Below are 21,236 nucleotides of genomic sequence, written 5' to 3'. Positions count from 1 at the left end.
TTAAAATTATGCGTAAGTTCTATCTTTACAAAAGCCGTTTATAAAACGAGCCATTCCGAAAACAAATGGATAGACAAGATCATCTAGTAAGATTTCGGTAAATCAAGCACATGCTCACCAATATAGTTGAGCACCATCTCTTGAGAAACAGGGGCAATCTTTAATAGACGCGCTTCCCTCCAGTACCGCTCGACATGATACTCTTTCGCGTACCCAAACCCGCCAAACGTCTGCAAAGCCCGATCACAAACATTAAAAACAACCTCGGCTGCAATGTATTTCGCAACATTTGCAGCGGCTCCGCTGGGCTGACCATTGTCATACAGCCATGCTGCACGTTGCCATAACAAATCGGCTGCCTCCAACTCGGCATAACTTTCTGCCAGCGGATGCTGTATTGCCTGGTTTTTACCAATAGGACGCCCAAAAACTACCCTTTCGTTGGCATATTGGACAGCCTTCTTTAATGCGCACATGCCTAATCCGCAAAATTCCGCCGATAACAGGATTCTCTCCGGATTGAGTCCATCGAGCAAATGATAAAATCCCTTGCCAATTTCACCAACTACATCCTTTTCACTGACGGGGAGATCTTCAATAAACAGCTCGTTAGAATCGACTGCATTCCTTCCCAGTTTTTCGATTTCCTTTATCGAGACATACCTTTTATCCAAATCAGCGAGGAAAAGAGTCATTCCGTCCGTTTTTCTCTTACATTCTTCCAGGGGAGTAGTTCTTGTAAGCAAAAGTACTTTGCTTGATTCTTTCGCTTTTGAATTCCACACTTTTTTTCCGTTAATAATAAAATGATCTCCATCTCTCCGGGCAAATGTAGTGATTCGCGTCGTGTCTGTGCCTGCATCCGGCTCAGTCACTCCAAACGAAACATGCAATTTTCCTAAAGCAGCAAGGGGAAGATATTTTTCCTTCATTTCCTCGGAACCATGTTTTACAACCGGATTTAAGCCAAACAAAGAGAGATGGATCGCAGTTCCCCCATTCATCCCCGCCCCGGTTGAGGCGATGGCATTCAATACGATCGCAGCTTCCGTAATGCCGAGTCCGGCACCGCCATATTTTTCGGGTATCGCTACACCGATCCATCCCCCATCGGCAATGGCATTGTAAAACTCCCAGGGAAAACGGTGTTCCCTGTCACAATTCAACCAATAATTATCGTCAAATTTGGAACACAGGCGGACTACTTCCCGTCGAATCATTAATTGTTCTTTGGTCCATTCGAAGTTTATCTTCATCACCTTCTTTTAATGTATTTGAATCTCTTATTTATCTACTTGTCGATCGGACGTTTAAGCATCAGAGCCACCCGCTGGCAACGCATCACAATTTCCCCGCGTTGATTCAAAGCTCGATGCTCAAAAACGACAATTCCTTGCATAGGGCGTGACTTCGATTCCCTTTTACTTATGACTTCGGTCTCGGTATAGATCGTATCTCCACCAAATACAGGACGAGGAAACTCAACATTCTGAAAACCAAGATTCCCCACTGTCGTTCCAAGTGTAGTATCTTGTACAGAAAGCCCAACTGCCAAACCCAATGTAAACAAACTGTTCACAAGAGGCCTGCCGAACTCTGTTTTGGATGCATATTCCGCGTCAAGATGAAGCGGTTGCGGGTTCATTGTTAATGTAGAAAATAAAATATTATCGTAATCATGTACCGTTCTAGCTGTCTGATGTTTTAAAATTTGCCCTACTTCTAACTCTTCGAAATATTTGCCACCCACAATACACCCCTCCCCTAAAACTTCATTCTATTCTTTAATCTGTCAGCACGTTTTAACAGTTTCATAGCACGAGTATAATGAGGTTCATCCACCATACCGCCTTTGAAAGCAAACGTATTTTGACCATTAGCTCTCGCAACCTCAAAAGCTTCCACCAGTTCACGTGCTTCCGCTATTTCCTCATCACTTATTTCAAAGTGACGATTAATCGGATTAATTTGGTCAGGATGAATTGCGATTTTACCGATATATCCTAAATCAGCCGCATCCTGTGCCTCTTTCGATAAACCCGTCAAATCTTTAAAATTGGCATATACTGCGTCCAGAGGATCAATATTAAAAGAAACAGCTGTTAGCAAAGCGAATGAACGAACAATATGAAACAATGGAATAAGCTCTCCGGCGTCATCACGAATTTTTTTGCCACCAAGAGCGGTAATTAAGTCTTCATTTCCCCATGTAAAACCTGTAATTCTTGTTGAAGAAGCAGCGATTTCACGCAGATAAAGCATGGAAGCAGGTGTCTCCGCCACAATAACCAGCAGCCCTGTAGAACCTAAAGGGAACCCATATTTATCTTCGTTTCGTTCTAAAATACGGTCAATTTGCTGAATGTCTTCAGGAACGCTCACTTTCGGAATGACATACGTATGCGGCCTTCCTGCAATCGTTTCCTCAATATCCTGTTCTGTTAAACCAGAAGACAAAGGATTAATTCGAACAAGACGCTCCTTCCCTGCAAAATCACTTGTTTTCAACAATCTGTTTACTTGCTTTCTAGCCACCGGCTTCAAATGAGCCGCTACAGAATCTTCCAAATCGAAAATAATTCCATCAGCTGCCGTTTTCAGGGCATGTTGGAACTTTCGTTCACTCTCACCCGGCACAAAAAGAAGTGAGCGCCTGATTCCTCGGTATGGAACCAACCTAATTTCCTCCCTTTTTAAAATCTTGTTGAAATTCCTCATTATATTGCTTGAATTTTCGTAATATTTCTGATGCAGGCAATCCTTTTGCATCGAAATCTTTAGCCCACTTATCATTAAACAGCGCTAACTCCTTATTCCAATGCTCCAATTCGTCTGCCGGCAGTTCATAAAATTCGATGTTAAACTTCTTATATTCTTCTATCAATTTGTCTTCGTCTTCCATAGCCCCTTTTCCCATTATTTCAGGCATTTCCTGGCTCGCCTGCCATACGGCGTCTTGGACTTCTTTCGGCCAACTACTCCATTTTTTCTCATTGACTACATAAGTTATACCAAATGCAGAAAGCGCCGCATTCGTAGTAGTATATTTCGCTACTTTGTCCACCTGATAACCAGGCCAGCTAAAGAATGATATAAGCGTTCCGTCTATCGTTCCGCGATCCCAGGCACTATAAATCTCTGTACCTGATATGGAAACCGGTGTTGCGCCCCAGGCCTGCATCATTTGTTCCTGCAACCCTCCCGATGTGCGGATTTTCAAACCTTTAAAATCTTCAATCGTCTTAACGGGATGCTTGGAATTTACAATTTGATATGGGGGGGTCGTTCCGGCCCACAGTGGTTTAACCCCTTGTTTTTTAAATTCGAGTTCGTAAAGGTCCTCCAATACCAGTTTATTAAATGCCTTTGAACCGCTTAATGAGTCTTTAACAAGGCCAGGATTGCCGCTTACCCCGCTTAACGGCATCTTATCGGAAACATATAGCGGTCCCACATAAGTAATATCAGCCACCCCGGTTCTCGCAACATCCAGTAAACTTGCTGCCTTACCCAGTTGTTCCGCTGGATAATACTCCACTTTAATTTTCCCTTTACCTAACTCCTCGATCCGCTTAGTCCAAGGAATCGTTGCAACTTTCGGAATCAAATGCGAGCCAGGAAAAGAATCGGCAATTTTGATGACTACTTTTTCACCGTTTGAAGAGTTGGATTCTTTAGCATTTTGTTTTGTTGCCGTCTCTTCGCTTTTAGTGCCGCATCCTATCGTACCCAAAACTAATAAAATTCCTAATATGAAGAAAAACGATTTTTTCATCTTGTAACATCCCCCCCCTGTAAATTCATTCAATATCAATTTTTTAGACAATCTTTCACCTAATTTCTTCCCCGCCATAAACGAGCCTGGCCATTTTATTCCCTAATCAATTGACATAACACATTAATTCCCGGTAAAATGTGGGGTTCTTTTTTCTATCATTGCGGCTAATGCTTCATGATGATCCTCCGTATCTCTTACGATAGAAAAGTGAGATGAAATAAGATCTAAAGCTGTCCGCAGGTCAAGATTTGCAGACTGGTAAGCAGCCCGCTTTATCATACGGATCGCAATTGTTGGCGAATTGGCTATTCTTTCTGCAAATTCCAATGTCTTTTGCATTAAATCCTGTGGTGCATATACATGATTGACAATTGACAAATCTTTTGCTTCTTTAGCAGAAATAAAATCACCTGTCCATAATAATTCCAACGCTTTAGCCATACCGACTATTCTCGGCAGAAAATATGCCCCCCCATCTCCGGGGACGAGTCCCACACGGATATACCCTTCAGAGAATCTGGCATTTTCTGAAGCAAACCGAATGTCGCACATTAACGCCATGTCCATCCCTGCACCAACCGCCGATCCGTTGACTGCCGCAATCATCGGCTTCTCCAACTGTTCCAGAGTAAGAGCAATACGATGAATATGCTCCCATAAAATATTCTTCCGGTTAATTGACTTCGACGCATCCATTGCATCTAAAGCCGCAAGGTCAACCCCCGAACAAAAAGCGCGTTCACCGGCTCCCGTTAAAACGACGGCATGAACCGAATCATCTTTCCTGTATTCGTCTAAAGCCTCCGCCCATTGGTCAATCATATCCATCGTAAATGCGTTCATGACTTGCGGGCGATTCAATGTGATAATCGCAATTTTCCCTCTCTTTTCAAACAAGATGTCTGCCATCATTTTTCCTCCTTTGATTCTGAAAAAATGTTAATAATCCGTCAGTACCGGCATCTTACGAATTCATGTCCATCAATGAATATACAGCTTATTTTACCAATCACTCCCACTCCTTCCACTTTGCTTTTATCTCACCCCATGCGGATTCCAATTCTCCTCTGAACTGCGGAGCTGCAATAGAGATCAATAGATCGGCTCGTTCCTGAAGCGATTTATTTCTTAAGTCGGCTATCCCATACTCTGTCACGACAAACTGGACATCGGTACGAGTCGTTGTTATAATGGTTCCGCTTTTATGAGCAGGTACTATTCTGGATATTTTCCCTTGATCAGCAGTTGACAACAGTGCAATGATAGACTTACCGTTTAGAGAAAGCCTGGTGCCGCGAATAAAATCAACTTGACCGCCTGTCCCCCCAAATTGGGCGCCTCTAATCGTTTCCGCATTGATTTGTCCAAACAGGTCAATCTCTATTGCAGAATTGATAGAAACAAAATTATCGATCTGCTTAAGCACGTTAATCGAATGGGTATAACATACAGGACGAAAATCCACCAGAGGATTATTGTTTACAAAATCATAAAGTCGTTTCGTCCCCACCGCGATACCGGTTACAATTTTCCCACGGTCAAGCGTTTTCTTTTTTCCGGTCACTACTCCCGCTTCAATCAAATCAACCACCGTATCGATGATTAAGCCAGAATGAATCCCAAGATCCTTTTTGTCTTTTAAACAGGACAGAATCGCTTCCGGGACTGCCCCGATCCCGAACTGTATCGTGTCGCCGTCCTTAACCAAGGTCGAAACATATTTTCCTATCCGTTCCATGTCCGGAGTGTATTTCGTTTTCGGCATTTCCGGAAGCGGACGATTCGTTTTGACGATATAATCCAGTTTATCGATATGAATCGGCGCTTCTCCATGAGTACACGGCATACAATCATTCATTTCGGCAATGATTACTTTCGCTTTGTTCAAAACAGCCGGAACAAAATCAGCCGAAATTCCAAGGCTACAATATCCCCAATCATTAGGAGGAGAAACCTGAATAATCGCAACATCAACTTGAGCCTCATTGTTCAGGTAATTATACGTCTCGGTTAAATGCAAAGGAACAAAACGAACTTTTTCATTTAAAAATGACTTTTTTAATTCTCGAGTCAAAAAAAATGCTGTCATCGATGCGTTTTTATGCAACGATGTAAAATCCAATTGGTTTAATCCCGGTAAAACATTTGATATATAATGAATTCCATTGCTTGCCTCAGGCATGTTTTTCAATGCCTGGAGGATCGTAACAGGTTCGGACGCATATCCCTGTATATATACATGCATCCCCGGTTGGAAAAGCTGCGGAACCTCATCCGCTCGAATGGTTACAGTCATGTGGGCGAGCGCCTCCTTTACATTCGACTACAATGGTTTGGTACTATGCTGCATCGTGCCATCCACTGTAATTCCATCTTGAATAAAATCATCAATTTCATCATGACTATATCCGAGTTCAGAAAGAATTTGCACGCTGTGCTCACCAAGTCGGGGAGCAAAATGTCTACCTTCTACCTGAGATTTAGAGAATGTTACAGGAAAATCAATGTCAATGATTTGCCCTTCAGTAGGATGATTCACTTTTTTAAAAAAGCCGATGTGCTTTAAATGAGGATCTTCTAATAAATTCTCCGGTTTATTCAACGGCATAGCAGGAATATCTGCCTGCTCAAAAATTTCCATCCATTCGTTCGTTTTTTTGGTCGCTATAATTTTTTCAAGCATTTGATATATTTCATTAATATGTTCCGTTCTTACCGCAATATCGCGGAAACGTTCATCCTCAATAAGATCACGGTGGCCGGAAAATTCAAAGAAAGAACGCCACTGTTTATCGTTGTAAATCAATACACATATATAACCATCCAGTGTACGATACGGTTTTCGATGTTTTGATGTAGCCCTTGGATACAAAGAGGTGCCTAACGGCGGATCAAAAGCCATCCCATAGATATGTTCAATTAATGTATAAGAAATCATCGTTTCAAACATAGGTACCTCGATATTCTGCCCTTCACCGGTTTGCTCCCGATAATAGAGCGCTGCCATGATCGCGTTTGCTGCCATCAGACCTGTTGTCTTGTCCGCCAGAACCGTTGCCATATATTGGGGAACACCTGTCATTTCACCCTGAGCTGCTGCAAGCCCTGAAGCTCCTTGAATAATATCGTCATACGCAGGCTTAGTCCCATACGGCCCATCTTTACGAAATCCATAAGTGCCGCAATAAATGATATGATTGTTAGCCTTTGATACTTCATCGTATGAAAGGCCTAGCTTTTCCATCGCCTGCGGACGCATAGAGTGAATAAAGACATCGGCGTTTTTCGCGAGTGCTAATACCACTTCTTTTCCTTTATCTGTTTTAAGATCAAGAACAATGCTTTTTTTATTGCGTCCCATTTGAAGAAATGCACTTGCCATTCCATCATTTCTCGCGGGACCGAGGTATCTGGTACTGTCTCCCTTGGGAGTTTCAACTTTTATCACATCAGCGCCCAAATCCCCTAAAATAAGCGTACAGTAAGGCCCCATCAATACTGAGGTCAAATCCAGGACTCGGATTCCACATAACGGACCACTCAATTATACTCACTCCTACTTTTTAAATTTTATTCACTTAAGTGAATCGCTTACATTTTCTTTCCTTTAACAGTGTAAGTTTCGTCATGTGACCATATGACAAAAATTTTTCCGGTAAACAAATTTGTCATGTGTTTTATAAATTTATGAGAACTATAGATGTACCGACTATCGGTATTTATATTCATTAATCGGTATGATCATATAATATTATATTATTTTGATTATTTCAAGTTTTTAGAAAAATAAAAAAAGACGTACCCTGAGGGCAACGTCAAGAATTTTGTGTAAGTAAACAGGTTATTTATTGCAAGATGGATAGAAAATTTATCTAAAACTTTTTGCGTAATGAGTGGAAATTTGTCTGGCATAATCCTTGATTAAGTTTACATAATCTTCATACGTATCATTTCCCACTCTGATGACCGGCATTGTAATCGATAGACTGGCGACTATTTCATTTACATGGTTTGTAATGGGAGCACAGAAGCTAAACGCTCCCAGTACGCGTTCTCCTTCACTGGTTGCGTATCCTTGTTCCCTGATCTTCAATAATTCACTGCGTAAATTATTTTTATCTACAATCGTATTTGCTGTAATCGAGACAAATTCCATCTCATTTAACAATTGATCTCTTAATTGGTCCGGCAAGAAGGCAAGCAATACTTTAGCAGACGCCCCAGCATACAGGGGAGAATAGTGGCCGATATGGGTAAAGGTTGTTAATTCATGTTTTCCCTGTACATAACCTATACATTTACGTTTCTTATCATGTATGATATTTAAGGTAATGGATTCTCCTGTCTCGTTCGACAATTTTTCCATGTAAGGTTTTGCAATCGACAATAAATGGGAATTTACCCCCACCAGTTGTCCAAGGAAGTAAAGTTCCAGGCCCAATTTATACGATTTTTGTTTTTCATCTCTCTCTAAAAGCCCTTCTGCACTTAGTGTTTTCAGAATTCTTTGCAAGCTTGACTTGGATATTCCCAATTTCTTATGTAAATCGGCCAAGGATAACTCTCTGTTCTCAAACGTAAAGGCTTTTAAAACTTGTATGGCACGGTGAATGGTCTGCATTGAATCTTCTGTTTTCATTGAATATTCCGTTTTATTCTCATCCTCCGTGATTGGATTGGAAATCCAGGTCCTGGGAGTATGTTCAACAAAACAGGATTTTACCCCCCCATCACGAAATTATAGAATTCCTTTTAAAAAACGCAGCTTTCCTTTAATTTGTTTATTTTTTCTTCTGAATAGTTGAGAATATACCGCAAGATCATATCTGTATGCTCACCTAATTCCGGTGGAGCCGATTTAATTTTAGCAGGAGTTTCTGATAATTTGACTGGATATGGAACTTGAAGAATATCCTTATTTAGGGATGATACAAATATTTTCTGAATCATTCCACGATAATTCAATTGTTGATCCGAAAAGGCTTCTTCTACGTTATTTACACTGCTTGCCGGAGCTTTTTGTTCCTTTAATAGACGTAACCATTCTTCCCTGGTTTTTGTTTTAAAAATCTCTTTTAAGATTTCATGAAGAATTTCTTTATTTTGTTTACGTAATTCATTTGTAAGAAAACGATTATCTTGTAATAAATCCTCTCTACTAATCCCTTTACATAAACCAATCCAAAAATGTTCTTCTAGTACTCCAAGTGCAATTTTTTTGCCATCTTTAGTCTCAAAAATATCATTTGTTGCAAGGATATGTTCCATTTTTTCAGGATCAATCAATTCCCTTTCTATCATATAATCTCCAAATCGGGTACTGGCCCAGGAAAATACAGAATCTGTCATTGAGACATCAATATATTGTCCTTTACCCGTACTACGCTGGTAAACCACAGCGGCTAAAATACTTACGGCTGCAAACATGGAAGATGACAGATCTGCGACAGGCAAACCACTGCGCATAGGCGGATAACCCATTTGTCCAGGTATACTCATTGCTCCGGCAACCGATAGATAATTAAGATCATGCCCGGGTTCCAGTTTATAAGGACCGTCCTGCCCGTATCCAGAAATTGAACAATAGATGATTTTTGGATTAACAGCTTTTATTGTTTCATAATCGATCCCTAAACGGTTCACCACTCCGGGTCTAAAACCTTCTACCAGAACATCACATTGTTTTGCGAGATCGAGAACAATTTGACGACCTTCTTCCAACTTTAAATCAACAGAAATACTTTTTTTATTTCTATTTACGGCATAGTAGATGCCACGTAACATGTCACGTGTATAATCACCACGCCCTTTTTCTTCTACTTTAATAATTTCCGCTCCAAGATCCCCTAATAGAAGAGTACAATAAGGGCCCGGCAAAAGACGTGTCAAATCCAGGATCCGCAATCCAATTAAAGCCTCTTTATCCATGGTCATCATTATAAAAATCCCACCCCATTATTTAAATAAGGTAACTCACCAGAATACACTTAACTATTCAAACGAAATATTAATCAAAAATTCTAATAATTATAAATAATTCCCGCCTCTTCACGGTGATTTATACTTACCTTTATTCAGCCATCCTGCCCCATCGACTACAATACAAGCTCCAGAAATATAACTAGCATAGTCACTAACCAAATAAGACGCAAGGTTTGCAATCTCTTGAGGATTACCAAATCGTTTCAACGGAATATCACTTAATATTTTTTCTACAGCTTCAGGGGGGTGGGCCATAATTGGGTCACAGCACCGGTATCTTCGATTGGTCCAGGAGCAATCATATTAGTTCTGATCTGATAAGGCGCCCATTCTACTGCTAGAGTTTTTGTTAGAGCCAAAACACCTGCCTTAGCTGCAGCTGAATGAGCTGTTAATGGACTCCCGGTCCATGCATGAACAGAACCAATATTTAAAATTGCTCCACCTCTTTGTTGTCTTATCATTTGTTTTGCAACGGTTTGACTACAATACCAGGTGCCATTAAGCACAATATTAATGACTGTATTCCAAGCATTAAAGGACATTTCCAATGAAGGAACACGAAAATTCCCTGCTGCATTGTTTACCAAGATATCTATCATTCCAAACTTTTCTACAGTTTTTTCAATCATTCTTTCAACTTGTTCCGGTTGACGAACGTCGGTTTTAATTGTCTGAACATTTGTACCGTGCTTGGAAATCTCTTCTGCTGCTTCATCTAAATTTTCTTGTTTTCGGCTCGCTATGACTATGTTGGCACCCAACCTAGCAAATTCGTTTGCCATTGTTTTACCCAAACCTGTTGCTCCACCTGTAACAATAGCCACTTTACCCTCTAAAGTACCGTCCGGTAACATAGGCTGTTTATATTTTAATGAAAATTCATTCAATGTTATGCTTCTCCCTCTGAAAATATTTTATTGTTTCTAAATTATTATGAATGACAAAATATTGAAAAACACTCGCATTCATCACTGCTAGTATATACTTAGCGATGTGGATACGAGTGTGTTTTTCCTTAGAAATTACTTAATTTAAGTTTATTACAAAGCTGGATATAAATTATAAAATTTAGATTAATTTAAATATTAAGTAAATTTTTAAATATATTCTAACCAAACCACAACTGATTGTCAATTATAGCTGTTAACCATTAGTGGCTGAATTAATCATGATCACCTTACAATCGCAACATCCACCTGCATTACTCCATAAATATGAACATTTGGCAAGCCTGATATTTCGTCAATTTTAAAATGTTATGTTTACGCTGTTACGATTACTGCTCCTCAGTTATTGGCTAAAAACATGAGAACGGCAACTATTGTTAGAGGGATAGCAACATCATCTATCGGTTACAGATTTGTTCATTGGCTTTGGAGCATCATAATAAAACAAAAAAATAAAATCTTCAATGCTTCTACATGTATGGTCTCTTCCCTCAATGGGCGCAGATCATTTATACTCTGGTAATCTCCGACATTCAGCTTCATCATTACTACCGAGCCTTGGACTTCCTGGCAGAGCATAGGGAACATCTGGATCAGTATTTATTTGCACGGACCTCTTGAACCTGGAGTTAATTAATTAATTAATTTCCTTTCCAATTTGGTTTGCGTTTTTCTGCAAAAGCTCTAGGACCTTCAATAGCATCTTGGCTATTGTAAACGCGCTCATATATGCGGGCAGCATTTTTAGTCGCTAGAGTAATCCCCATATCCATTCCCTTCTTAAAAGACTCCTTTGCAGCCATAACAGACAAAGGTGCATTGTCACGAATGATTTGAGCCATTTCCATCGCTGAAGAGAGTACTTCTCCTGGTTGTGCTAAACGGTTCAGAAAACCTAGTTGATACATTCTTTCCGCACTAATCGGTTCTGCCATCATTGTCAATTCCATACTTATATTAAGAGGAAGCATCCATAATAATGGCATTGCCCAAGGTGAACCACGCCCTACTTTTGCCTCCCGAATTGAAAATTGAGCACTAGAACTTGCAACACGAAGATCTGCATTTTGAGCAAGTAAAAACCCCCCTGCAGCTGCAACACCATTAATTGCTGCAATAATTGGTTTTTTTACTTTTGTCATATTTATCATCAACGGGTCGGTAACCATTTGCAGAAAGTCTTTTCCTTGATTACTAAGCTCGGTTTGTTCTTTTAAATCCATTCCGGCACAAAATGCCTTTTCACCAGAACCGGTTATAATAAGTACCCGTACATTATTATCCTTATCTACTGTACTCCAGATTTTATCCAACTTTTCATAAACTTCTACAGAAATTGCGTTCATTCTTTGCGGACGATTTAAGGTAATCACACCGATTTGATCTATCACTTCAAATAATACAGCAGAATCACCTGAAAACATTGCTAATGATCCCCCTTTCCATAATACAGACATAAATTTATTTATTAAAATCGTTATTTAACTGAGTGTTTTGCAAAACGCCCAATTAAGTAATTCCAATTTCTCATATTTAATAGAAAATTATTATTTATTACAATATATATTATTTAAATAATAATATTAAATATTAGAAAATTCGATATTAGGTAACGTTGTTGTGTTGAAACGATGATTCATTTCATTTACATGTCCAAAGTCGTTAAAGGGCTATTACACAATGGCGACCAGATTTACACAGTTTGTCCTCATTAAACTTTATCTTGATAGCATTTGTCCCATAGTGAATTGTCTTGTTTTCTATCAATATATTTAGTCAACTAATTTCGTTTTTCTTTATGACGACCCATTGATCAATTACCGACCTGATTATATCGGCAAAGTGAATATTATCGCTTCTCCGTTTGGTACTAATCTCCCTATAATTCACATGCAAAGACGGATACCGTAGAGCTATCGATAGGAAATCGTCTGGTAACTGTTTTTCAAACAATATGTATGCAGTTATACTATGTCCGTCGCTGTGGTGAGGACGATCAATCCAGGGGTCCCGAGTGCCCTGACAACTGTATTTAGTTCGTAATCCCAGATCGTTTAATCGCAAAATGATGTCTTGTAACTCAATATCAATCCACCCATCCGGACGTTGCTCTTTGGTATCTTGACGAATATTAAATTGTTCACGATACGCTTGATCTCGAACAAACTTCTGGATAAAAGCTTTATAGTGCCGCTCATTAAAGATTCGGACGAGAAATAACCGGAAATACTCATCAACCAGCCTGTCATTTCCATCAAAAACACGGATGTTACAGGTGTAAGCTCCTTCTTCGTTATCAGGGTGAAAATCGTCTGTGTAGGCGCTCAGGGTAAAAACCGCTCTCTTTCCATCTTCTAACTTCTTACGTGTTTTCTCCTCCAGAATTAATCCCATGATATTCCCTCCAGATATTCTCCCTTGTTTTTTGTTCTTCTACCATGATATCTTTTGTCATTTTTCAAAAGTTAGCTTGGGGCTTTGCAGAATTATCTTCACTCTAAATTATAGCAGAAAAACAAGAACGTGCGTTTGTAATTCTGACAATTATGGGAATAAAATTTAATCTTGATGGCCGCGTGATGAATCAAGCAATTCAACAATATCTCTTTACACCTACGGGCATTTTTTAAGCCAAACTAAATAACCGAAGTCCAATGGAATTTCGGACTTCGGTTACATAACTACTTACTTCATTACACATTCGATACCTATTTCAACGCCGGCAGTACTCGCCCCGTCACTTGCCCGAATCCGACACGGTAACCATCGCCCTGGCACCAGCCAGTCATGGTGACCGTATCGCCATCCTCTACCCATATTCGCTGTTCTCCGTTATTCAAACGAATCGGTTCGGCTCCACGCCAGGTCAACTCCAGCATACAGCCCCGTGTCTCTTTCTGTGGCCCACTGATGGTCCCTGAGGCAAGGAGATCTCCTGGACGTAAATTACAGCCACCTACAGTGTGATGGGCAATCTGCTGCGCCATACTCCAATAGAGATAACGGAAGTTACTGGTTAAAATACGATGGGGGTTCTTCATCTTTTCTCCTTGCAGATAGACCTCCAAATGAATATCAAACGCACCAGCTCCCTTTGTTCTTAGGTAAGAAAGAGGCTCGGGGTCCTGCTGTGGACCCATTACACGAAAAGGCTCCAACGCATCAAGTGGTACAACCCATGGCGAGACTGAGGTCGCAAAGTTCTTAGCGAGAAACGGGCCAAGCGGTTGGTATTCCCAGGACTGGATATCACGAGCACTCCAGTCGTTAACCAACACAAGCCCAAAGATTTGCTCCTCGGCGTTCTCAACGGAAATTGGTTGTCCCATCGAATTCCCTGGACCAATAAACCAGCCTAACTCCAGCTCGAAGTCCAATTGACGACATGGTCCAAAAACGGGGGTGGGAGTATCAGGGAGCTTCATCTGGCCTTGCGGACGGCGTATGTCAGTACCACTAAGGATGACTGAACTCGCCCGACCATGATACCCAACTGGTAAGTGAGTCCAGTTTGGCATGAGTGCATTTTCTTTGCCGCGGAACATGATGCCCACATTGGTTGCATGTTCTTTCGAAGCATAGAAGTCGGTATAATCACCAATTTGTGCAGGTAATAACAGCTCCACGTCGCTTTGTCGCAGAAGTGCGCGCTTACGAAGCGAAACGTTATCCCGTAGGGTCGGTTCGTCTTCGCTCAGCAAACGCTGGAGCTGCGTTCGCACCTCACGCCAGGCTGTACGTCCAAGAGCCATGAATGCGTTAAGAGAAGATTGATGAAAAACCTGTTTGCCGGCCACTGAAGTCGTGTTAAAGTGTCCCGCCTCATCTAATACTGCAAGGTCTAATACGTAATCACCAATGGCAACACCGATACGGGGAACATCACTATTCTTAGGACGAAATACACCATAAGGTAAATTCTGAATAGGAAAATGAGATTCAGCTTCTACTGGGATAAAGGAACGTTTCATATATAGGCCTCCATTGTATTATAGGATGTGTAATGTCCGCAGGTCATCACGTGGCTCATCAAAACTACAGCTGCCATAGGAGCATAACATTTCCTTGCGCAGTTGTATGATCTCATCAACAGAAACCATTAGGTTACACCAAGCCAACCTCTTAGGAGTAAAGGAAAAGTTCGTCGGTACCTCGTCAGCAAGGATTTTTGCTGTCGTCAATGCATCCAGGTTATGAACGTGAGCCAACATCCCTGCAGCAAAAACATTGACGAAACCATGCATCCGCGTATGGACCTCATCACGATGCATCCGGATAGGATGGTGCAATCCGGCAGTAAACTTCATTGCGATGCCGCGATCGCGACATCCGAGGAGGGCAGCAGTAACCTGTTCAGGTGTCGGGAACATATCAGCCGTAACACCGCCAGCACGCAATTTAAAGCCGAGCACCGGATCACCCACGGCATTGTGTGCCGCTATAGCATCCAGCGTATCCATCATATGGTACTCCCAGTCTTCTTCTAATGACACCGTCACCTCACAGAACGTGTATAGGCCGTGCGCAGCTGTCTCCTTGGCAATGATGTGTAGCAGCTCTCGCATGGGCGGAACAGGCGGTAACGGCATTTCAAACACGCCTATCTCTATGGTGTCTCCATATCGGTCACGAAAGCGTGTGACTTGAGCCAAATCATTCTGCAGTCCTTTCAGGCAATCTGTCGTATTCGTACTCTTGCTCCCTACAACTGAAATGGCCAGCGGCATTTTACTTGAAAATAACGGCACATATGGCTCAAGCTCGTTCAGCCGTGACGCGGATATAATGAAACGCCCCAGCATCCAGGCGTCTCCTCCGGTTCGATAAGCAGCATAGTTGCGGATCGCTGTCTCTAGCGACAGACTTGCAGGCGGAAACAGCCCGGCATAATCGATTAAGTGTGCCAAGAAGGCGCCGGAACTTGTTTTCTGCATCGCATCCACCTTTGCCCGGATTTCGCTTTCCGTTTTCATAACTCTTCTCCCCTTTGCTCGCTAAATAATGAATCTAATGGATGTTGGGCGACGTGCTCTTTCCCCAACGGAATGTCTTCCATGCAAAATCATTACTTCTTGATAGGTAACCAGCTTGACATGTAATCTTCCACTTCAATCGCAAGCGCTTGTCGAGTCACTTTCAAAGGTCTGAAGGTATCAATCATGACTGCCAATTCTTTCGTTTCTTTCTTGCCAATACTGTCTTCAATTTTTCCCGGATGCGGACCATGCGGAATTCCCATCGGATGCAAAGTCAGCGATCCTTCAGTTACTCCTTTTCGGCTCATAAAATTCCGATCCACGTAATAAAGCACCTCGTCGCTTTCTACATTGCTATGGAAATAGGGAGCCGGTATGGCGTTGGGATGATAATCGTATAACCGCGGTACAAAGGAACAAATCACAAAGTTATGTCCCTCAAAAGTTTGATGAACCGGCGGTGGTTGATGAAGTCGTCCCGTAATTGGCTCAAAATCATGGATGCTTAATGCGTACGGATAGAGATATCCGTCCCAGCCCACTACGTCAAGTGGATGAAAGTCAAAGAAATAGCTGTAAAGGGTTTGTTTCTGCTTGACCCGTACTTCGAATCGGCCCGATTCGATATGTGTTTCTAGCCTTTCCGGAATGCGAATATCGCGTTCGCAAAATGGTGAATGTTCAAGCAATTGACCATGCTCATTACGATACCTTTTTGGAGGTACGATTGCACTTTGCGATTCTACCACTAAAAAGCGAGTGGCTTTACTCTTTGGCTCAATTCGATAGGTTGTTCCAATTGGAATCACTAAATAGTCTCCGGGTCGATACGTGAGGGTACCAAACACACTATGAAGCTCCCCTTCCCCTTCGTGGACAAAGATGATTTCATCCCCTTCTGAATTGCGGTAGTAATAATCCATTTTTTCAGTCGGTCTACATATACCTATTACTAGATCATCATTACCCATTACATATTGCCGCCCAAGAATCGGATCGCCCCCCGCAGGCAAATCAAATGTTAAGAAGTGTTGGTGTTTTAAAATCTCACGGTCGACATAATCAATGGCCATCTTTCCGAATTTTTCAACCTTGGTGACTTGTGTTGGTGGATGGTGATGGTACAAAATCGACTGAATACCCGAAAAGCCTTTTGTTCCCATTAATTGTTCATAGTATAATTGTCCGTCTGATTTATAAAAAGTGGTGTGCCGTTTTGCAGGTATACTGCCTAATCGATGATAAAATGGCATGGTTATTTCCTCCCCTACGTGTTATATCTCAATAATGAAATGACATAGTTAGTTAATTTCTTACTGGACTATCGTGAAATAATTCGAATTTTAGGCCTCTAATGAAATGACATAGTTAGTTAATTTCTTACTCTATGCCTTCTCTCAGATGAAAAATAAAGTCCATCTCAATTTCCCTTCGAGAAAAGTCAAATGAATCATGGTTGACTTTCAATAACCCCGAAAGGATACGAAATGGACTGGGAGTCTGTCTATTACATTGAGAAGCTCTTTTTAAGGAGTCTTCCCCATAGACAGCCAGAATGACTAGATATTATTTAAATAATTGTATCCTTCTTCATCGGAATCAGTAAAACAGCGATTGCTGCAATCAAGCCTGCAATGGCAAAAATATAAAAATTCCATACTTGCTCATACTGCATGCTCATAAACATTCCGATAATGATAGGTCCAGAGATGGCTCCGATTCTTCCAAAACCCAATGTCCATCCTAAAGCGGTGGCACGTGCATGTGAAGGATAGTATTTCGTAATATAGGCATTTAAAATTTGCGTAATGCCTACGGAACCGAAACCCGCTATTCCAACTAGTATATACACAACCAAAAGGGATGATTTAATGGAAAGTACAGCGATGGCCACAGCTGCTAACAAGTAAGAAATGCTGATTACCCGTTTAGAACCCCAACGGTCGGCAATGGCACCGGCAATCAAAACCCCTCCGGCTGCAGTCAAATTAAGCATTAGCAAAAAAGACAAACTAGAGCCAAGAGGATATCCTGCTTTGCGCATCATTTGCGGCAACCAGGTATTTAGACCATAAATTAAAAACATCGCCATAATGTCAATGATCCAAAACAAAATGGTTGCTCTTAGATACGGCTTAGAGAAAAGGGTAGAAATTCCTTGCCATCGACTTTGTGGAGAGCTTTTTTCTTCCATATCCTGTTCAAGCACTTCTAATTCATAGCGCTTACAAATCTTCTCAACCTCATCCCTTCGGTTTTTCATGAGGAGAAAGCTAAGCGATTCAGGTAAATAACGAACGAAAAAAGGGACGGCGAGTAACGGAATCGCTCCAATCCAAAACATCAATCTCCAGCCAAAGCTCTCAAGCATCACGATGGATAGAAGAGATCCGAGTACAATTCCAAATGAATACCCTGTAAACATAATCGCGTAAGCCAAGGAACGCCTTTTGACCGGTGAGTATTCAATGGTAAGGGCAGAGGCCGTTGGAATAACCCCACCTAAGCCAATTCCTCCAATAAAACGGAATAACCCAAACATTTCTGGTGTAGTCGCCATCGCAGCCAACGCCATCGTAATCGAGAAGAGCGTTAGACATACGATCAATGTCCATTTTCTACCTATTAAATCTGTAATGGTACCTACCAAAATGGCTCCAATAAGCATGCCTACCAGCGCATAACTAGCAATCACACCGGCTTTCGCCGGAGTTAATCCCCACTCTTGATACTCCAGTAACTTCGGAAGAACCGCACCGTAAATGCCTAAATCGTAACCGTCCGCTAAGATAGCGAACCAACATGAGAATACAACAAGTATGGTTAGAGAACTCCTTTTGTTTTTTTGCTCGATGTCTAAGCTTGAAGATGAAGGAAATGCATTTACATTGGTTATACCTTGTTTTTTACTTTGCAGATATTGTTTACTCATCCTTTACACTCCCTTTTATTCTCTCATACTTCAATGCCTTGGAACCTACTGCTTCACTATCCTGGCTTTCCCTCCTTTTTACTCTTTTGCCTAGATGCATACATTGGCAAATAAAAAAAACCAGTCCAACTTAATCCTTTCGAAAAGCAACCAAGATACACCTCGAGTGCTTTAAGAAAAAATGGTTAAGTAATGGACTGGTTGTTGTCTACTGCAGCTGAGAAAGCTCTTATCAGGAACTTCTCCATAGACAGCCAGTAGTCTTTTATAATTATTTGATTGTTATTATAGTGTATACGCTTTCAATTTTCAATATATTTGTTCTATTAAAAATCAAATACATGTCCTTTTATTGAAGACTCACTTTTACATGAGATTATCATTTGTTTTTTGCTTCTATATATCGATCGTAGGCTGAGCGCAGGGATTGTATCACGGCCCGTTGCGGCGGTACGTGAAAGTATTCTTCAATATCTTTCACAATGTCGTCAATCCCATTTTCGATCGACTTGCCTTCTACGAGCGAACTAATAAACTCATTTGTCACATCCATAAGAAAGGAAAAAGAGGCCCTCTCGATGATGGCGTTTTCAGTGTCGATAATCAAAACACATGCGATAATTTTTTGTATTTCGTGTAACGTCGTCCCTTTAGGAAGTTGAGCAAATCCCGCCACAAGTATACGATTCTTTTTTTCTGAGTTCATATGAGACCTCCCCTATCATTTTTATTTAATATTTTATATCACCCTGGCAGTTTGTACTATAAACAAGCGTTTATTTTGTAGGTGATTTTGTTCCATGAAGGGATATACCAACTCAGAATCATAATCCTATATAAGTGATCCCTGTTATGTTCTTCAATGCCATAATTTTCATTACTGCGCTGATGAAGTAAAACCAGAAGTTAAATAATATACGTTTTCCTTTCTTTCAAGCCTTGCTGCATGTGTACTAACTCATTTGCTAGATTTTGAATACGCTCAAGTACATCTTCATCAACAATCTCATTCTCATGGTTGAAATGATTTGTATTGGCATAGACATAGCTCGGGGCGACATAGGCACGAAGATAGCCGACGATCGGCTTTAATTGATTTTCAACAACGAGGTAATGTTGGTACGTTCCTCCATTTGCTACAAAGCCCATAACTTTATAACGAAAGACGGACGGAGGTATGAGATCGAACAAATTCTTTAAGGGTGCCGGCATGGAGCCATTAAAGATCGGACTTCCGATGAGGTAGAAATCTGCCTGAGATACGATCTCAATCACCTTCTGGGTGTCTTCATTATAAAAAGAAGGATCTCTTCCATCACAAAACTGTACGTTATAATGACGCAGATCAAGCATCTCTACCTCTATATTGGAGTGGTTCTCCCTTGCTGCATGAAGCACCTTCTCCACCAGTATGGCTGTTTTGGCCCCAAGAATGGTACCAGAAATTCCAAGTAGTTTCATAATCTTTCTTCATCTCCCTGTTCTTTTGTGCTTTTACATACGAAGGGTAGCGGACAAGGAAGAGGCTACCCTTCACACACGTCATTTACATTTTTTCTAATGATTGTGCTTATACTTTCATTTAAACGAGACTCTTGACGGGCTCCTTAAAGGCCGGCATCACTTCTTTGGCAGCGAGTTCCATGGATTTCAATACCTTATTGTGAGGCAGCCCTCCAAAGTTCATAAGCATCATGATATGATCACAACCAACTTCTTGATATTTCCTCAACATATGAATTACATCCTCTGGCGTACCGATCAGTAATTGTTCGCGTGCTTCCAAATCCTCGTACTGTGCCCCCTTACCATATTGGCGAGTTTCCAGATATAGATTCAGATGTGGTTTTGCGATTCGCTCCGCTTCTTCTCTTGTTTCCGCTATATACGTATGAAGGGCCAGTGGAATATTAATCTTCTGCTCATCATGACCGGCTTCATGATATGCTTTTTTATAATCATCAATGACCTGCTTCAATTCGGCAATAGAATTGCTGGCTACATAAGGAACACCCATAATGTTGTACCCCATTTTCCCTACATACTGAGCGCCCCGAGAGCTAAGGGTGCCAATCCATACCGGTACTTGTGCCTGCTTCGGAATGACCTGTAGTTGTACATCAGAAAACTGGTAGTATTCTCCTTCATGCGAGAATGTTTCACCGCTCCACGCTTTTTCAATGACGGCAAGGCTATCATTGAAACGGAATGCCTTATCTTTCCCATCCACATTGAATCCAGTAAATTCGTGCGGCAGATATCCACTTCCTAAACCAAGGTTTAAACGACCGTTGCTCAATACATCCAGTAAGGCATAATCTTCTGCGATCCGAATGGGATTATGGAAAGGAAGGGATACAATGGATACCCCTAAACGGATATTTTTTGTACGCTGGGCAGCAGCGGTAAGCAGCATTTGCGGTGACGTAAGAATGCCATACTCACTGAAATGATGTTCGGCAAACCATACGGATTCATACCCTAACTGATCCGCCACTTCCGTTTGCTCTAATACTTGGTAAATCAATTGTTCAGGCGTACGGTCAAACTTCTTCTTGTAGTTATCGAAAACAGTAAACAAACCAAATTTCATAATAAAACCCTCCTTTGATTTTTAA

18 protein-coding genes and 1 pseudogene are annotated in these 21,236 nt (G+C 41.2%); all 19 read right to left on the bottom strand.

Annotation, left to right across the window (positions count from 1 at the left end):
- Positions 1-83: 83 nt before the first annotated feature.
- Positions 84-1,256: an acyl-CoA dehydrogenase family protein gene (locus ADA01nite_RS14390; RefSeq protein ID WP_246147352.1), complete on the bottom strand. Its 1,173-nt coding sequence runs from the start codon at positions 1,254-1,256 to the stop codon at positions 84-86.
- Positions 1,257-1,291: 35 nt separating this feature from the next.
- Entirely contained in the window at positions 1,292-1,750 is a 459-nt protein-coding gene (locus tag ADA01nite_RS14385; RefSeq protein ID WP_146810971.1) for a MaoC family dehydratase, read from the bottom strand.
- 14 nt (positions 1,751-1,764) lie between these two features.
- On the bottom strand, positions 1,765-2,718 hold the full coding sequence (locus ADA01nite_RS14380; RefSeq protein WP_281286019.1) for an HpcH/HpaI aldolase/citrate lyase family protein: 954 nt from the start codon (positions 2,716-2,718) through the stop codon (positions 1,765-1,767).
- A complete protein-coding gene (locus tag ADA01nite_RS14375) occupies positions 2,678-3,775 on the bottom strand; it encodes a TRAP transporter substrate-binding protein (protein WP_170230301.1) in 1,098 nt (365 codons plus the stop codon). Before ADA01nite_RS14375 ends, ADA01nite_RS14380 begins: the two co-directional genes overlap by 41 nt.
- 123 nt (positions 3,776-3,898) lie before the next feature.
- Positions 3,899-4,690, bottom strand: coding sequence for an enoyl-CoA hydratase/isomerase family protein (locus ADA01nite_RS14370; RefSeq protein WP_246147351.1), 792 nt, complete (start codon positions 4,688-4,690; stop codon positions 3,899-3,901).
- Positions 4,691-4,787: 97 nt separating this feature from the next.
- Complete coding sequence (locus tag ADA01nite_RS14365; RefSeq protein ID WP_146810968.1) at positions 4,788-6,074, bottom strand: acetyl-CoA hydrolase/transferase family protein; 1,287 nt, start codon at positions 6,072-6,074, stop codon at positions 4,788-4,790.
- Positions 6,075-6,101: 27 nt separating this feature from the next.
- Positions 6,102-7,322 carry a CaiB/BaiF CoA transferase family protein gene (locus tag ADA01nite_RS14360; protein WP_146810967.1) on the bottom strand — a complete coding sequence of 407 codons (1,221 nt, stop codon included), beginning with the start codon at positions 7,320-7,322 and terminating at the stop codon, positions 6,102-6,104.
- A gap of 324 nt (positions 7,323-7,646) precedes the next feature.
- Complete coding sequence (locus ADA01nite_RS14355; protein ID WP_146810966.1) at positions 7,647-8,417, bottom strand: IclR family transcriptional regulator; 771 nt, start codon at positions 8,415-8,417, stop codon at positions 7,647-7,649.
- A 113-nt stretch (positions 8,418-8,530) separates the two neighbouring features.
- Positions 8,531-9,715, bottom strand: a complete 1,185-nt coding sequence (locus tag ADA01nite_RS14350; protein WP_146810965.1) for a CaiB/BaiF CoA transferase family protein — start codon at positions 9,713-9,715, stop codon at positions 8,531-8,533.
- A 111-nt stretch (positions 9,716-9,826) separates the two neighbouring features.
- Positions 9,827-10,617: pseudogene (gene fadH, locus ADA01nite_RS14345) on the bottom strand (2,4-dienoyl-CoA reductase).
- 734 nt (positions 10,618-11,351) lie between these two features.
- Positions 11,352-12,134: an enoyl-CoA hydratase/isomerase family protein gene (locus ADA01nite_RS14340; protein WP_146810964.1), complete on the bottom strand. Its 783-nt coding sequence runs from the start codon at positions 12,132-12,134 to the stop codon at positions 11,352-11,354.
- Positions 12,135-12,486: 352 nt separating this feature from the next.
- Positions 12,487-13,104: a hypothetical protein gene (locus ADA01nite_RS14335; RefSeq protein ID WP_146810963.1), complete on the bottom strand. Its 618-nt coding sequence runs from the start codon at positions 13,102-13,104 to the stop codon at positions 12,487-12,489.
- A 314-nt stretch (positions 13,105-13,418) separates the two neighbouring features.
- Positions 13,419-14,681, bottom strand: coding sequence for a fumarylacetoacetase (gene fahA, locus ADA01nite_RS14330; protein ID WP_146810962.1), 1,263 nt, complete (start codon positions 14,679-14,681; stop codon positions 13,419-13,421).
- Between the two features lie 18 nt (positions 14,682-14,699).
- Positions 14,700-15,683: a hypothetical protein gene (locus ADA01nite_RS14325; protein WP_246147350.1), complete on the bottom strand. Its 984-nt coding sequence runs from the start codon at positions 15,681-15,683 to the stop codon at positions 14,700-14,702.
- 92 nt (positions 15,684-15,775) lie between these two features.
- Complete coding sequence (locus tag ADA01nite_RS14320) at positions 15,776-16,939, bottom strand: homogentisate 1,2-dioxygenase (protein ID WP_146810961.1); 1,164 nt, start codon at positions 16,937-16,939, stop codon at positions 15,776-15,778.
- A gap of 317 nt (positions 16,940-17,256) precedes the next feature.
- On the bottom strand, positions 17,257-18,618 hold the full coding sequence (locus ADA01nite_RS14315) for an MFS transporter (RefSeq protein ID WP_146810960.1): 1,362 nt from the start codon (positions 18,616-18,618) through the stop codon (positions 17,257-17,259).
- 379 nt (positions 18,619-18,997) lie between these two features.
- Positions 18,998-19,324 (bottom strand): DUF3870 domain-containing protein, encoded by a 327-nt coding sequence (locus ADA01nite_RS14310; RefSeq protein WP_146810959.1) that lies wholly within the window; start codon positions 19,322-19,324, stop codon positions 18,998-19,000.
- A 200-nt stretch (positions 19,325-19,524) separates the two neighbouring features.
- Positions 19,525-20,079 carry an NADPH-dependent FMN reductase gene (locus ADA01nite_RS14305; protein WP_146810958.1) on the bottom strand — a complete coding sequence of 185 codons (555 nt, stop codon included), beginning with the start codon at positions 20,077-20,079 and terminating at the stop codon, positions 19,525-19,527.
- 121 nt (positions 20,080-20,200) lie between these two features.
- Positions 20,201-21,211, bottom strand: coding sequence for an LLM class flavin-dependent oxidoreductase (locus tag ADA01nite_RS14300; RefSeq protein WP_146810957.1), 1,011 nt, complete (start codon positions 21,209-21,211; stop codon positions 20,201-20,203).
- Between the last annotated feature and the right edge of the window lie 25 nt (positions 21,212-21,236).

Origin of the sequence: Aneurinibacillus danicus (genome assembly GCF_007991215.1) — a bacterium.
Taxonomy (GTDB): Bacteria; Bacillota; Bacilli; order Aneurinibacillales; family Aneurinibacillaceae; genus Aneurinibacillus; species Aneurinibacillus danicus.
Note: the sequence above shows the minus strand (reverse complement) of the source record. Positions and strands in the feature narration are given on the sequence as shown.